Here is a 15272-nt window from a genome sequence, read left to right on the forward strand (position 1 = left end):
CTCAAACGTTCTTACAATCTTGCAATCACTTCGCGCCCGTCCATTATGGTGCTCACCATTTACGGTTCCTGTGACCGTTGGATGGAGGCGTTGTTACCGGTGGAACTCCTTATCGCTTTTCAGAGAAGGTTAGAGCCTCCACCATGTAGGCGGCGGTGGATCGGGACTCTGGGGGCACCGGAGCGCGCCTTTTCGTTGTCAGATGAACTCGATACAACAAGTACTCTTCCTCAGTCGCTGCCCGCGTCGCAGCTAACGAATACGCCGTTGGCCGATACCGGATTACTCCGCGCTCAACATCCGATCGTCCGGGCGACGGAAGATACCATAAAGAATTATCGAGCTTCTTGAACTTGAAATAGGCTCCAGCTGCGGGGCGTGCTTGTCCGGGCGGGACGAAAGTGGTTGAATCGTATCTGACCACAAAGCCAAATGCTCGAGCCGAGTCTTCGACCCAGCGGATAGGATGCTTGGATTCCGACGTTAGTTCGTTGAGAACGGATAGGCTCCCATTTTGCTGCGCGAGGCCATAGAGGTAGAAGTTTGCGGCGTCGGTAGCGCTTTTCTGACTGGGCGACGTTAATGCCTTCCGCACTTTCCAGACGACTGTGTTCATCAGCATCTGCGGATGGCGCTCAAACAAACAGGCTAACCTGGCGGCATCAATAGGGCTGTCAATCCGTATATCACATCGTTCGTCGAACGCCTGAATCGATGCATTAGCAGAATCTTTTTCGGCCACCGAAGCATCGCTAGCTGCTAAGGCCGGACGAGCCAGATTTTCTACGGGAGAGCTAGTAACGCCGTTGCCATCCACTGAGATTCTAACGGCGGCATCGACTGCTTCGCTGAGCTCAGAAAATAGTCCAATGCCCGCCATCATCGATTCCTGAACGGCCGCCAACGACGCAAGATCATAGATCCTCGCAAGCCGTTCAGACGCGAGGGCCGATGGCGATGCTTTGCGTTTCGCGAGCGTCTTGGCTGGTAATAATCGCACGTTACTGAGCTGCGTATTGGAATCGACTGCCTCATAGAGCGGTGCGATAGCGCTCTGGTAACGCCGAAGAAGCTCGAGCAACGGTACCTGGTCCGCTCCCGGTCCGTAAAGCGGTGCATCATGATGTACGTACAGCGAGAGCGTTTCCCGGTAGTTATGGATCGCGAATCCGTGCGAAACCATCTCAAGATGATGTGACGGATCGTAATTTCCATCACTGATACACGTTCCCAATAAATCATCGATTCCCTCCATGGTGCCCGGCATCGCCGCTAATACACGTACGTGCGCATCGCACCAGTCGGAGTGGGATTTGTTGACACGGTCCATCAAGTCGAACGCCGGGCGATAGAAGGTAGTATCAGTCCTCGTGCCTTGTTGCACCGCATCATTTGTTCCGTTCAGACGGCCGCGAGTGAGAAACGGACTTGGCACTTGCTGTGAAAGAGAGCTCAGAGTATGTAACACTGAATTACATCTGCCGAAGTCGCTGCGGAGTTCGGGATTTTCGTCGAAGGCGGTCTTGAAGACGTCATAAGTGAACGAGTCGGACGCCGAATCAGAGGCGAGATCCGTGAGCTTCCTAGTCACGGAGCGACAGGCTTCTAGTCGGTCCTCAACCGGTCTGATTGCGAAGGCTATCAACGTTATAAGTCTCGCATTGATCTTCTCGAGTTCAGACATCACCTCGCGATGTTGCTTTATTAGACGTTCGTCGATTTGCCGAAGACGAGTCAATTGCTCCAACTGCACTCTTTTTATTTCCTCCATGCCCTTTCTAAGTTCGCTCATCTCTTGTCGCAGAGCGGGATCGGATGCCTGCGCCCCTGGTTGCCCGAACAAAGACAGTGCCCCACCAAGTGCAGTGATACCAGACATAGGATTCAACGCAAAGCCAGTAGCTACGTTAAATAAGCCTTGACCAATCTTTACAGCTTTCTCAACGTGTGGAGGCACTTCTCCTCCGACGGCGCGTATAAGGCCGAAGGTTGTCGTAGCGATGGTCACTACATTACCGACAGTCTCTTGCCTAGCGTATATGGACGCTTTGCGATTTTCCTCGTCGACAATCGGCTCAATTTTTCTCAATAATTCGTTACGTTGCTTTTCAGAAAGGCCTAGATCCATCCCTGATTTCAGTGCTTGCGATTGCTCGCTGGCTGACATGCGCGAAAACAACAGACCATTAGTCGTCTGCAGCGACGTTTTCATGCTGCTGACTTCCGCGTGCAGGTACTCGCCTTCTTTTCGCTGGTTCGCGGCAGCTCGACGCCAATACGATACCGCCTCTCCGGTTTTAGCAAGCGCAGCCTCTCCAGCAGACACTCTGTCTCCTAATTCTCGTATTTCCTCCTTGCTTAGAAGTCGAGTGTTCACCAATCCTTCGCGAAGAGCATCGATGAAATCTGGCGTGGCAGCGATAAGTTCTGATTCGCTTAGACTGTGCGGTGGACGCTGATCGAACATATCCGCGATGCCACCGGCAATGGATCTCAATGCTTCCCTACGATCGCTCTCATTGTTTCTCCATAGCATCGCTAGAGTATCCCTATACTCTTTCGGTCGTTTCGCTCTCAGTTGCGCGCCGTAACTTCGGTAAATATCCTTGATATTAGATCGGTGCTTCATCACCGCTGCGTCCGTGGCACTTTTGGCGGCATTTCCCACCGCAGCGAAACCGACGTTGCCGATCGTTCCGGGCAGCGAGCCCCAGCCTGTCATGGATATCGCCGTAGCGCCGAGCTCAGCTATCGAGGCCCGTTCTTCGACTCCCTTCCAGTATCCCGTGTCAGACTCAAAGCTCTGTCGTTCGAGCACCAGCCGCTCTTGCAACGCCTGGCTGGCAGACGTCTGCTTGGGCATAGAAATTACTGGTCGCTCCCGACCTGTCGTCGGGTCAACATATAGATCGCGCTTGCGATACATCAGCATCTGCGCAGGTACTGACGCTGTAGGTGATAATCTCGCTGCGAGTTCGCGCGAACCATTGTTCTGCGTTTCGCATTGGGCAACCGAGGATGAAATCCCAAGCAGACTGACAACGCCAATAGCGTAAGGCCAGCGTCTGCTATTCAGGCCGCGAAAAGTCATTGTCGTGCCGGGGAGGCTTGACCGCGCCGAGCCCCCGACGCCGCTACTGCCGATTTCGCCCCTGGGACGTCCGCACGAAGGGCATCTAATTGACTGCCGAGCGCATTGACCTTAGCAGACAAGGCGGCCGCGTCACTCGCGGCGGTCCGCAGCACTGCTCGCAACGCTTCATTCTCCTTTTCAAGCGCGTCGAAAGCTTTTCTCATCGTATCGGCGGTATAGACCGGTACCGCAAGCCGTCGGTATTCCTCGCAAGTCCAGACGCGAGCCTGCTCAATGGTCTTATGGCCTCTCACATAATCAGTAGGAATATTAGGTCCGGGCTTTTGGGGACCATATCCTGTCGTTTCAAGCGATACCAACGAGGGGTATTCGTAGCCGATTAGACGCCACGTCCACCATCCTAAGAATTGGTTGCCTTGCGGAGCTTTTTTTAGGCTGACCAATGTTTGAAAATCAACTTCAACGTCGGAGATTTTAGGGCGCGGCACCATGACAATCCCAGCCTCCTCCGGATTGAAGGCACGGTCCGGTTTGCAGTCTCCTAACGCTGGCAAAACTTGCGGCGGAGTTTCGGCGTTGCAGGCCGCCCTAGTCAGAAGAAGTACGGCAAGCAAAAAGGTCCGTAACATAACGAGGCTGCCAGTTTGCTGCAGCTGCGGCTTAGGGGCAAAGCGAGTCGGGCCGGAAACACCCTTGTAACGTATCCTATACAATCGTTAGCCGTTTGCAACCTAACTCGGCTAACGCCCCACGGTGGGGCTTCATTCCGCACGGGCTTGTGGGGTTCGAATTATTCGGGACAGTCGGGCGACGGCACCACGATCCAGAGAGCAGAGCCGACCAAGGTTACCAATCTGACCGAGGTGCAAGCCATTGCCAGCGGCGGTCATCATAATTCGGCGCGATAAAAAAATCTGCGTGTCCGCTTACGGGGCAAACTGCCGTGTGAGCGTCCTCGCGGGTGAGATCGCGAATGTCTAAAACTGGCGGCGGATTCAACCGGTCGATGCAACGATTTGGTTAAATCGCTCAGCTGGTGTATCGAAGTTTAGGGTTTTTCGAGGACGTTCGTTGAGCCGCCTGGCTACGGCATTTAGCTTAGTCTGTGAGTAGGCAGATAGATCGGTACCCTTAGGGAAGTATTGCCTCAGAAGCCCATTCGTGTTTTCGTTCGAACCGCGTTGCCAGGGATGCTGCGGGTCGCAGAAATAGACCTCAATGTCGGTAGCGACAGTAAAGCGGTTGTGATCGGCCATTTCCGAACCCCTATCCCACGTCAGCGATTTATACAGTTCCCGGGGTAACTTGCTGGCGTGTCGTATTAGCGCGTCAACCACAGCCTCAGAGTCCTTGCTGGCGACTTTCACCAGCATCACGAATCGACTTTGACGTTCGACGAGAGTTGCAATCTGGCTCGTAGCGTTGCCATACAACAAGTCTCCTTCCCAGTGCCCGGGGATTGCGCGATCCTCCGCCGTAGCAGGGCGTTCACTAATGGACACGGCGTCGCGAATGTTCGTGCGGCCTTCGGTTTTCAGTGTGTGATGACGGGACCGGCGCATGGTTCGAGAGCGTCGCAAGTGCTCAAGCAATTCCTTTTCAGGGCACCACGAGCTTGAATATAGAGGCTCCGATAGATTGTCTCGTGCGACACCAAATAGTCCTTGTTGACCGCATAAGCATGTCTGAGCCAACCAGCAATCTGCTCAGGGGACCACTGCAGGTTGAGCTTTGCAGCGACGACTCGCGCCAGCGTCTGGTTGCGCACCAATTTGCAAACCTTCGGCCGACGCGCCCGCTCCCACGCGATCGCATCCGCCTGGCTTGCTCGATAGCCTTGGCCGCCTCCGTTGCGCTGCAACTCGCGACTTATAGTGGAAGGAGCGCGTCCCAGCCTGGCTGCGATCGACCGAATCGATAATCCGGACACCAGGAAGCGGGAAATCTCCTCGCGCTCCGCGAGCGTCAATGCCTGTGGCGCGCGGTGCCTTTGCACCGGCTGGATGCCGCCGGTCTCCGATAGTATCCGCTGAATCGAAGAATGCCCGCGATCGAACAGCTTGGCAATCTGATGAATCGTATCGCCCTTGCGCCATCGGTCCCACATCAGCGCTTTCTGGGTCTCGGAGTAGTAGATTCTCGGTCGCTGCTTCATTTGCAACACCTCCGCTGCTCATGCAGATTCTAGGTGTTGCATCGACCGGTTGAATCCGCCGCCGACATGCGCCTCGCGGTCCAAATGTCGTCATGTCAGGGCGTCAGCGATCGGCGTTCTGCCATTCCTGCGAATCATCGACGCGATCGCTCGGACCATTTTCGATGAAATCATCCTGAAAGGTCTGTCCGACCAAGCGATCATAGTCCGCCGGTTCGCTTTCGACGATGGCTCTGAACATTCGAATCAAGGCGTTGCCGTCTTGTAGGTGTGCTACGACAACCCGAGCAGTACGCAGAGAAATGGATTCGCGGACGGGCGGAGCCGCACTCCCATCGTGCAGCTCGAAGGCAAAGCGATGAATCTCCTGATGCCCTTCCGGTAGCTGACTATGTCCCCAAATTGTTGCTCTCATCCTTTGCGTCCTGATATGTTTCTACTCGAGGAACGCAATCCTGGTGCCCATCGCGTCGCGGCGCCTTGGTCGAATAGCCGGCGCAACGGCAAGAGGATCAACCGCGGACAAGCCTCAAGGCCGCGGTCAGGTTCCAAAGGGCTCGGGTTTGCGACAGAAGCCTGCCAAGGCTGCCGCCTCACCCCGGCATTGAGGCCGTTACCGATCGATGCTCTTCAATCTGGGAATTGGCGGAAGAAACAGAACGCACGGCGGCGAGCGGCGCAATATGTGGACAGCGCGATTGAGTTGTCGCTGGCGCTTGTAGAATGGACGGCGTCCATGTACAAAAAATGAACGATATGTCTCGCACCGAGAACCCGGATGGTCCCGCCGCTGAGCACTGGGCAACGGAGTGGGCCAGGTCCGTCACAGAACTCGCAGTATTCGCCATAACGCCCGATGGCATCATCTCGACCTGGAACGCCGGAGCGGAGGTCATCTATGGCTACCGCCCCGACGAAATCATCGGAGCGCATTCGACCGTCTTGCTTCCCGATGATCCAAAGGAGCGAGAGGCGTTTGAAGCTGAACTGCGCCAGGCGCGAGAAAAAGGTAGCTCCGCGATCGAGGGCTGGCGTAAACGAAAGGACGGATCGGTGTTGTGGGCGAGCGTCGTGACAACTGTGCTCATGGATCCAAACGGCACCCCAGTTGGCTTCGCAAAGCTTGTACGCGACGAAAGCGAGAAACGGAAGGCTCACGAGGCGGTAATCGAAAGCGAGCAACGATTCCGATTACTCGTCGACGGCGTTTCTGACTACGCGATCTACATGCTGTCGCCAGACGGTTTTGTCACCAACTGGAACAACGGCGCACGGCGCATCAAGGGCTACAGCGCGCAGGAAATATTGGGCTCGCACTTTTCCACGTTCTACACGCCGGAAGACGCCGCCGCCGGCCTGCCGCAACGTGCACTCGAGATTGCAGCCCGTGAGGGACGTTTCGAATCAGAAGGATGGCGTGTGCGCCGCGACGGGACACGATTCGTCGCCCACGTAGTCGTCGATGCGATTCGCGACGACTCCGGCACCCTGCTTGGATTTGCGAAAATTACTCGAGACGTCACAGAGAAGCGAGAAGCCGACAAGCTTCTCGAGGAGACAAAAGCCGCGCTTTTTCGGGCGCAAAAGATGGAGGCGATCGGCAGGCTGACAGGAGGCGTGGCCCACGATTTCAACAACGTGCTGCAGGTTTTGCGTGGCAATCTCGAACTGCTCCAAACCCGTTGCGCCCGGGATCAGTGGTCAATGGAGCGCTTCGGAAACGCGATTCAGGCGGTCGAGCGCGGCGCAACGCTCGCCTCGCAATTACTGGCGTTTGGTCGGCGCCAGGCGCTTCGGCCGGAGCCCGTCAACCTCGCAGCTATGGTCCGCGGCACGGATGATCTGCTGCGCCGGGCACTTGGAGAAACCATCGAAGTGGAAACAGTGGTGTCCGGCGGCCTCTGGAATGCGTTCGTCGACGTTCACCAGCTTGAGAACGTCCTATTAAATTTGGCAATCAACGCGCGCGACGCGATGCCCGATGGCGGCAAGCTGACGCTGGAATTGTCGAATGCGATGCTTGACGACGACTACGTGCGCTCGCTTTCAGACGTGCCGGCTGGTCAATATGTATTGCTTGGCGTGACCGACACCGGATGCGGCATGTCGGCCGATGTGCTCGAGAGAGCCTTTGACCCGTTCTTCACCACGAAACCTGAAGGCCAAGGAACCGGGCTGGGTCTCAGCATGGCTTACGGCTTTGTGAAGCAGAGTGGCGGACACATACGTATATACAGTGAGCCGCAGCATGGCACAACGGTACGGATCTACCTGCCGCGAACGTCTGCCGAAGCGCGCGAAGCGACTACTAGACTTAATGCTCCCGCCATGGGAGGCAGTGAGACGGTGCTCGTCGTCGAGGACGACACTAAGGTGCAAGCGACGGTAATCGCGATGTTTACCGACCTTGGCTACACCGTGTTGAAGGCAGACAACGCCGATCAAGCCATTGCAGTGCTCAGCAGCGGCGTTCACGTCGATCTTCTCTTCACAGACGTCGTGATGCCGGGAACGTTGAAGAGTCCCGAAATGGCACGACGTGCTGTTCAGCTGCAGCCACATTTGCGCGTTCTTTTCACCTCCGGCTATACGCAGAACGCAATTGTTCACGGCGGCCGGCTTGACCCCAACGTTGAGCTCATCAGTAAGCCGTACAGCCGCAAGGAGCTCGCGGCCAAAGTCCGACAGGTCTTGGGCTCCGAGGGACTGCCTCTGAAAGACGGCGCAGACTCTGTTTCTACAAGCACGCCCGACGTCGCGGAGCGCATAGCTCTTCGCGTGCTGGTCGTAGAAGATGACGAGCCGACGCGCGATGCGGTAAGCGAACTGCTGCGAATGTTAGGGCATTGCCCGACAACCGCGTCCAGCGCGCAGTCCGCACTCGACGCATTCGATAAAACCCCGTTCGACGTGCTTCTTACCGATGTGCACCTGCCCGACCTTTCCGGTATCGAATTAGCTCATCGCATCGCGACGGTGCACAGGGGTATCTCGGTTATTTTCGCATCCGGTGACACGGGCAATGTCCCGGGCGTAGTTGAAGGTTGAAGGCGGCGGTTCCCCGTTGGAAATCCGAGAGAATCGGGTTTCGACGACCAACTTCCCGGACAGGGAACCAAGGAGAACCGCCAAATGAAGCGTACCAAGAAGAAGCCCCAAAGCGCCAGCGCGCCGTTGCACGTGGTGCCCAAGCAGGACCCGGAAGGACTGCGTGCCTGTTTTGCCGAGAACAGTCAGCTCCTGTTGCCCATGCTCGATCTGATTCAGAACACCCGCGCGAGCATCGACGAGTTGATGCACGAAGCCGGCCGTAGCCTTGTCGAGCAACTGCTGGTGATCTCGGCGACGGAAGTCGCCGGCGAGAAGCATCCGGGCCGCAGAGGCGGCGAGATCCGCTGGCACGGCTCGCAGCAAGGCCAGATTGTGATGGACGAACGCAAGTTGAACGTGAAGCGGCCGCGCCTTCGGCGTCGTGGCGGCGGCGAAGTGCCGGTCCCCGCCTACGAGCAATTGAACGAGAATCCGCGGCTCGCCGAGCGCGTGCACGAGATCATGGTCACGGGCGTGTCGACGCGCAAATATGCCAAGGTCCTGCCCGAGATGGCCGGCACCGTTGGCATCTCCAAGAGCAGCGTCTCGCGCGAGTTCATCAAGGCCAGCCAGACGGCGCTCACCGAGCTGATGGGGCGGCGCTTCGATGACAAGGACTTTCTGGCGATCTACCTTGACGGCATCATCGTCGACTCACGTCACATCATCGCCGCTATCGGCGTGGACAGCCCCGGCGAGAAACACCTCCTGGGTCTCGCGAGCGGGTCGAGTGAGAACGCCCAGGTCGTCAAGGATCTGTTGCGCGGACTGATCGAGCGCGGCGTGCCTGCGGATCGCGAATACCTGTTCGTGATCGATGGTTCCAAAGCGCTGCGCTCGGCCATCGAGGAGTTCTTCGGCGAACGCGCCCACGTGCAGCGCTGCCGTGTGCACAAGCAGCGCAACGTCCTCGAGCGCCTGCCCAAGGAGAGCGTTTCGCAAACCGCCGCGATCATGAAGGCCGCCTACAAGTTGTCGACCGACGATGGCATCGCCAAGCTCAAGACGCACGCGGCGTGGCTCAAGGCCGACTATCCGGACGCCTCGGCCGCACTGCTCGAGGGGCTGGAGGAAACTTTCACGGTGAACAAGCTGGGCCTGACGCCGGCGCTCATGCGCGGGCTGTCGACGACCAACATCATCGAGAATCCCAACGGCGCGGTGCGCCGTGTCGCGGGGCGCGTGAAGCGCTATCGCGACGCCGACATGGCGTTGCGCTGGACAGCCGCGGGCTTCCTGGAAGCTGAGAAGCACTTCCGAAAAATCCTCGGCGTGAATGAACTCTGGATTCTCGCTGCGGCCTTGAAACGGTCACGCTCGAAATCAATTGACCATGATCGGAAGGTTGCCTAACCTATGCCGCACCCGCCGTCCCAACCTTCAACTGTCTTCGGGACATCGCCGTGACACGGTTCAAGACATCGACCCCGGCGACTTTCATTGGCAAAGCCTTCGCAAGCCCTACGCCGTTGACCAGTTGGAGGCAGCGCTTCGTAAAGCGCGGGAGAATAACCCTTGACGGAGAATGTTGGCACGAGGACGGACGCAGCCAGTACGGCACGACTAAGTCGCGCGCTGCGCTCTGCCGACCATGTCGACGCTTCGTCGCACTCGCAGTGCGCAGCTGCACCGCAGCTTTGACGGGCCGCTGAGCAACGAGGAGCGGTCATCCGAGGGGCAGGCTGACGGGACCTAAGGAAGTCCGCAATTGGCCGGTTGCCGAAGATGGAGATGGGAGCGGCGAGGACTCGCCACGATTACCCCGCGAACTGTCGCACGCGGCTCTTCCTACAGTCGCTTGGTAGGCAACGAAAGGCAGCTACCGTAGGTGATCCTACGTTGGCACGCGGCTTTGTAGTTACGGAATCCGGATCCGCTTCGTGAAATCAGCCTCTCGCGCTAATTGCTACCCTCCCAATTACGCTGCTCGACGACGTCTCCGCGTACACGCCGCGTGGCGTCGTCGGCGAGTGCGATGGGTCTACTTTCCGACTTCCTGCTCGGTCAACTCCTGCTTGGCCAACAGCGTCAACTTTTCATCCGTTGCCTTCTCTTCCTGGAGCGTCTCCAGAAGCAGCGTCATTCCGTCGTTGTAGCCAAGCTTCTTCGCGAGCGTGGCTAACGTCCCGTAGGTCGCAATTTCATAGTGCTCGACCTTCTGCGCGGCTGCGATAAGCGCGGCGTCCAGGATGGGGCCCTTCTCGATTTCTTCGATCTGCTCCTGTCCTTCTTCCACCAGTCCTTCCATCGCGAAGCACTTGATCCGCTTCAGCTCGATCCCCGCGCTTTCCACCACCTGATCGATCCGCTCGATCCGCTCGATCTGCCCTTGCGTTTCTTCGAGGTGCGTTCTGAAAGCGGCGGCCAGGTCTTCGTTGGTTGCGGCGCGAGCGAGCCGCGGCAATGCTTTCGTCAGTTGCTTTTCTGCGCGGTAGACGTCCGAGAGCGAATGAATGAACAGATCATTGAGAGTTTGGTCGGCACGGGATTCTCCGTTGATGTAAGGCGCAAGACCGCGCCCGCGCTTGTTCGCAATCCCTATGCCGCGCGCGAACGAACGGCGCGGACAGAACCGCTCTTGCAATTCCCTCCGCGAGTCGCAGCGAAGCATAAAGACATGCTCCCTCGCCGGTAATCGAGTCGCGCAGCGCTGGCTCTCGACTGAAGCATGCAGTGCGCGGCTAGGCATTTGCGTCGCCAAAGCCGTCCTACCGAAGCATTCCTGCCCGCGCGACGCTAACTGCCAGAAGGCAATTACCGGCGATGCCGACCAAGCCCAGCACCATTAACGCTCCACTCGGTCCAAGTCCGCTAGCAAGCCCGCCCGCAAACAACGTTCCGACTGGCCAACATCCGATTCCGACGGTCACCAGCCCGAAGACACGGCTGCGCATGCCATCGGGAACCGACTCGATCACGACGGTCGTCTGATGGATGTTGTACGCGGCGCTTCCCAGTCCGCCGATGAAGAAAACGGCAAGCACCAAGACCAGCGAACACCGATGCGCGCTCGCGACCCCGGCAATCGCGATCGCGAGAAAAAGCAGGATCGACCCGCTGAGTAACCAGGGAAGAGATCGCCCACGCATGCGAGCGCTTCCGATCACCGCTGCGGCGACAAAAGACCCGGCCGGCTCTGCCGAGGAAAGCACGCCGATCATCAAGGCCGAGAAGTTGAAGGTATCTCGTCCGAGAGGTGTAAGTAGGACGTTGTAGCTGTAACCGCACAAGTTTGTGACGACCGTTACGATCAAAAGCGCCGTAATCATTTTGCTGTCTCGGGCATATTGCCATGCTTCGATGAGGTCTCGGCGCGTTTGAGGCAAGGAGAGTCGCGCCGTCGACGCCTGCCCGGTCGTGAGCCTGGACACGAGCACAGCGGCGCAAAGAGACGCCGTCCCAGAGAGACAATACGATATTGCGATTCCAAGCGCTCCGTAGACCGAGCCACCCAGCAGAGAACCGATGCATCGCGTCGCGTAGTTGGTCATGCTGTCAATGGCGACCGCACGAGCGGCCATCGACGCGCCTGCCGTCTCGGCGATCATGCGCCGTCGTGCCGGCATCTCGGTGGCATAGACGACACCGCTCACCAACGCGGCAGCGCATAGGTGCCACGTAGACAGCACCCCGAGCCAAGACAGGACCGCGACTGTCGTCGATGAAGCGCCAGTCAACAAAAGACCGAGAAGCACGATTTTCTTTCGGTCCACCGCTTCGGCGATGACGCCCATGACCGCGCCACTCAAAAGAAGCGGCAAACTACGGCAGGCGGAGACCACTGCAACCTCCACGACGGAATGTGTCGCATTGAAAGTGAACAGCGCAGCGGCCAGCATTTCCAGCCACATCATCGAAGCCGACACCGCGCCGGCCGTCCACAGTGGTACGAAGCCGCTCGCACGCATCACGCTTGTCGGCGGCAGTGATGGACCTACGGTCAACTGGGCGTCTTCCATGTCTCGATCGTTAAAGACAAGCGGCGTTGCATTCCGGCGCCAAACCGGGGCGGCGGCACGCCGATTGCGCCGGTGCGCATGCCCTATGCGCGGATCGCGTTCAATATTCGATACGTACTAGTCGAAGTGGTCCGCGCCTCACCGTATTCCACTTTGCACATGGGAGGCAAGCATGACCGACAACGACCCCGTCGACGCTCTGAAGACCGAACGAGCCGACAGTACCTACGATTTTCCAACGAGCGCAAGCATGGCTTCTGGCGAACACAATCAAGCCTCCGCGAAAAACGACGAGCGCAATTTTCGTGAAGCATCCAAGTCGTGGGACGCGGGAGGCGACGGTTCGTCGTCGAGCAATTTACGCGCGAGTGCAAAAGAGGTGCAGGACGCCATCAGCCAAAGGCACCGGATCGCCTCCGACACGACTGACGATTTCGTGCATGAGAACCCGTGGAAAGCCATCACGATGGCCGCACTGGCTGGCGTGGTCGTGGGCATGCTGGTTTCGCGTTGAGCGTGACGTTTCCCTGCCGATCAACATCCATCCACAGGAGAAGAGAATGAATGTCCCCGCTACCGAAGAGCAGGTCCGTACACTCGCCTATCGGCTTTGGGAAGAAGCCGGCAGCCCGGATGAGCGCTCTGGCGATTTCTGGGCGATGGCACAGGAGCAACTGGCGAACGAACCGGGCATGGGCAACAACACTCGTGACCAGGCGTGTGCCGGCGGGGAAGGAAGCGGACCCGCCTCGTGATACACAGCCCAACGCCCATGCCGGGCCGCTAGCCCCACGAGCGCGCGGGCCGCTCCATGCGTGGGCATACCCTTTGCTCGAATGACCCCGTAACCGAGCCATCGTAGCCAACGCGTGGTTCGCCCTTGTACACCGGCGGCATTGCCGCATCACGCCAGCGCGCATTCGTTGCGCTGAGGCTCGAAACAGCAGGACTGCAAGTGACGCCACGGCGCTCCTCCCAGTCGTTTTGAGCACCCACATTTCATGAATCGACGCTTGCGCGGTCCACGCAAGGACTTCGCTCGTCCCTACGAAAAGGAGTTTCTCCATGTTCGTGCACAACAAGCGCTTGCAATACACCGTTCGCGTTGCGTCTCCGAATCCCGGACTTGCCAACCTGCTACTCGAGCAATTTGGCGGGCCGCAAGGCGAACTCGCCGCTGCTTGCCGTTACTTCACTCAGGCTGTCGCCGAAGACGATCCGGGACGCAAGGACCTGCTCTTCGACATCGCCACCGAAGAACTCAGCCACCTCGAAGTGATCGGTTCGATCGTCGCCATGCTGAACAAGGGCGCCAAGGGCCAGTTGGCCGAGGGCGTCCAGTCCGAAGCGGAGATGTATCGTTCGCTGACCGGCGCGGGCAATGACTCGCACATCACCTCGATTCTCTATGGCGGCGGTGCACCGCTGACGAACTCGGCGGGCGTGCCTTGGACCTCGGCGTATATCGACACCATCGGTGAGCCGACTGCCGACCTGCGCTCCAACATTGCCGCCGAAGCACGCGCGAAGATCGTCTACGAACGCCTCATCAACGTGACCGACGACCCGGGCATCAAGGAGGCACTGGGCTTTCTGATGACCCGTGAAATCGCGCATCAGAAGTCGTTCGAGAAGGCCTTGCATTCGATCCAGCCGAACTTCCCGCAAGGCAAGTTGCCCGGCAATCCGGAGTTCACGAGCGTGTACTTCAACATGTCCAAGGGCGACGACGCGCGCGGCCCGTGGAACGAAGGAGCCGACTGGCAGTTCATCGAGGACCCGCAGCCTGCGGTCGACGGCGGCGACGGCACGGCCACCGTGAACGTCTCCGAGCAGGACATCCAAACACTGCAAGCGATGGCGTCGCGCACGGCGTCGGACCCGGCTGCGGACCCGACCACCGGCGCGGAACTGGGCGCGGGCAAAGCGAATCAGGTCTGATGACGCTCTGAATTGAAACTCGCAGTGCGGGGGCGGCGACTGCTGCCCCCGCCCATTACGCAAGGAAACGAAACATGAATACCGTGACATCCAAGGGGACCGTCGTCGTGCATCGAAGCCCGATCGACTGGATCTCAGGCGCGCTTGTCATCATCGGCGCGCTGAATTGGGGGCTTGTCGGCCTCGCGAATGTCGATCTCGTCGTGGCCCTCTTTGGCGCGGGCACGGCGGGCGCACGCATCGTCTACGTGCTGGTGGGACTGGCCGGCATCGTCATGTTGATCCGCGCTTTCGTCAGCATTCGTCCCCACGGGCTCTCGCATCGCTGAAACGCCGAAAACCGGCCGATCCACTGAATCTCTTCTAGGAGCAATCATGCTTTTACTCACGCTTGCCCTGCCGGGCCTCGACCTTGCACGCGCCAATGTCGAAACGTGTCTTCGCCTCACGCTGACCATCAACGACGCGTTCAGGCAATTCAGCGAACTCAACCGGAAGACGATCGACACTGCGCTGGCCGGCGAGAGCATTCAGTACCGCACCGGCGGTGCCTATCAGCCCGCATTGCTGGCGCGCTGGCCGAGCTATGCGCTAAATTACGCGGCCGAAGCATTAGCGACCGTGCATGCCGCGGCGGCGGACGTCGCGGAGACGCTCTGCGCGCCATCCGGCCGGCCTGCGCGCCTCGTCGGCGACGACAGCGTTGTGACCGTTCCGGACGCCGTCGCACCGCGCCCGAGCGTGATTCTCGATGCGCAAGGTGAAGTGGTGAAACGCCTGACGCCCTGAACGTCTCAGACGTTCTTCGTTCAACCCGCAGGAATGACAAACATGACAAACGAACCCTCCGATCCCGTCGAACGGGCGCAAGCGGCGCGAGGAACTCGGCGCCGGCGATGTCGAGCAGAAGCCCGACGGTTCCATCCGCCAGCGCGAACACGGCAGCATGGACGCAAGCCTGGTTCCGAAAGGCAAGGATCATCCCGAAGAAGGCGCTTATACGCCCGAACACGATCACAAGGACCCGGATCTC

The 15272-nt window shown here is 58.7% G+C and carries 13 protein-coding genes and 1 pseudogene; 8 read left to right on the plus strand and 6 right to left on the minus strand.

Annotated features, from left to right (window positions below; translation table 11 throughout):
- Window positions 1-109: 109 nt before the first annotated feature.
- Window positions 110-3091, minus strand: coding sequence for a hypothetical protein (locus LY284_RS34185; protein ID WP_233391468.1), 2982 nt, complete (start codon window positions 3089-3091; stop codon window positions 110-112).
- A complete protein-coding gene (locus LY284_RS34190; protein WP_233391469.1) occupies window positions 3088-3585 on the minus strand; it encodes a hypothetical protein in 498 nt (165 codons plus the stop codon). Before LY284_RS34190 ends, LY284_RS34185 begins: the two co-directional genes overlap by 4 nt.
- A gap of 285 nt (window positions 3586-3870) precedes the next feature.
- Between LY284_RS34190 and LY284_RS39375 the strand changes: the two genes are divergently transcribed.
- Entirely contained in the window at window positions 3871-4002 is a 132-nt protein-coding gene (locus LY284_RS39375) for a hypothetical protein (protein WP_375294324.1), read from the plus strand.
- An 87-nt stretch (window positions 4003-4089) separates the two neighbouring features.
- Here the strand turns inward: LY284_RS39375 and LY284_RS34195 are convergent.
- Window positions 4090-5249, minus strand: a pseudogene (locus LY284_RS34195) (IS30 family transposase).
- A gap of 103 nt (window positions 5250-5352) precedes the next feature.
- Window positions 5353-5664, minus strand: coding sequence for a hypothetical protein (locus LY284_RS34200; RefSeq protein WP_233391472.1), 312 nt, complete (start codon window positions 5662-5664; stop codon window positions 5353-5355).
- A 341-nt stretch (window positions 5665-6005) separates the two neighbouring features.
- Here LY284_RS34200 and LY284_RS34205 point away from each other — a divergent pair, with 341 nt between their 5' ends.
- Window positions 6006-8297, plus strand: a complete 2292-nt coding sequence (locus LY284_RS34205) for a PAS domain S-box protein (protein WP_233392071.1) — start codon at window positions 6006-6008, stop codon at window positions 8295-8297.
- Between the two features lie 84 nt (window positions 8298-8381).
- On the plus strand, window positions 8382-9692 hold the full coding sequence (locus LY284_RS34210; protein WP_008345072.1) for an IS256 family transposase: 1311 nt from the start codon (window positions 8382-8384) through the stop codon (window positions 9690-9692).
- A gap of 628 nt (window positions 9693-10320) precedes the next feature.
- Here the strand turns inward: LY284_RS34210 and LY284_RS34215 are convergent.
- Both LY284_RS34215 and LY284_RS34220 read right to left on the minus strand, forming a co-directional pair.
- Complete coding sequence (locus LY284_RS34215; protein WP_233391474.1) at window positions 10321-10950, minus strand: ferritin-like domain-containing protein; 630 nt, start codon at window positions 10948-10950, stop codon at window positions 10321-10323.
- 97 nt (window positions 10951-11047) lie between these two features.
- Window positions 11048-12298 (minus strand): MFS transporter, encoded by a 1251-nt coding sequence (locus tag LY284_RS34220; RefSeq protein ID WP_083973415.1) that lies wholly within the window; start codon window positions 12296-12298, stop codon window positions 11048-11050.
- A gap of 172 nt (window positions 12299-12470) precedes the next feature.
- Between LY284_RS34220 and LY284_RS34225 the strand changes: the two genes are divergently transcribed.
- From LY284_RS34225 to LY284_RS34245, 5 genes are all read left to right on the plus strand, one after another.
- Window positions 12471-12812 (plus strand): YqjD family protein, encoded by a 342-nt coding sequence (locus tag LY284_RS34225; protein ID WP_233391475.1) that lies wholly within the window; start codon window positions 12471-12473, stop codon window positions 12810-12812.
- Between the two features lie 46 nt (window positions 12813-12858).
- Complete coding sequence (locus LY284_RS34230) at window positions 12859-13053, plus strand: DUF2934 domain-containing protein (RefSeq protein ID WP_045462742.1); 195 nt, start codon at window positions 12859-12861, stop codon at window positions 13051-13053.
- 310 nt (window positions 13054-13363) lie between these two features.
- Entirely contained in the window at window positions 13364-14239 is an 876-nt protein-coding gene (locus LY284_RS34235) for a manganese catalase family protein (RefSeq protein WP_045462740.1), read from the plus strand.
- A 74-nt stretch (window positions 14240-14313) separates the two neighbouring features.
- A complete protein-coding gene (locus tag LY284_RS34240) occupies window positions 14314-14568 on the plus strand; it encodes a DUF378 domain-containing protein (RefSeq protein WP_233391478.1) in 255 nt (84 codons plus the stop codon).
- A gap of 46 nt (window positions 14569-14614) precedes the next feature.
- Window positions 14615-15028 (plus strand): hypothetical protein, encoded by a 414-nt coding sequence (locus tag LY284_RS34245; protein WP_233391480.1) that lies wholly within the window; start codon window positions 14615-14617, stop codon window positions 15026-15028.
- Window positions 15029-15272: the final 244 nt, after the last annotated feature.

Source organism: Caballeronia sp. PC1 (genome assembly GCF_021353155.1).
Classification (GTDB): domain Bacteria; phylum Pseudomonadota; class Gammaproteobacteria; order Burkholderiales; family Burkholderiaceae; genus Caballeronia; species Caballeronia cordobensis.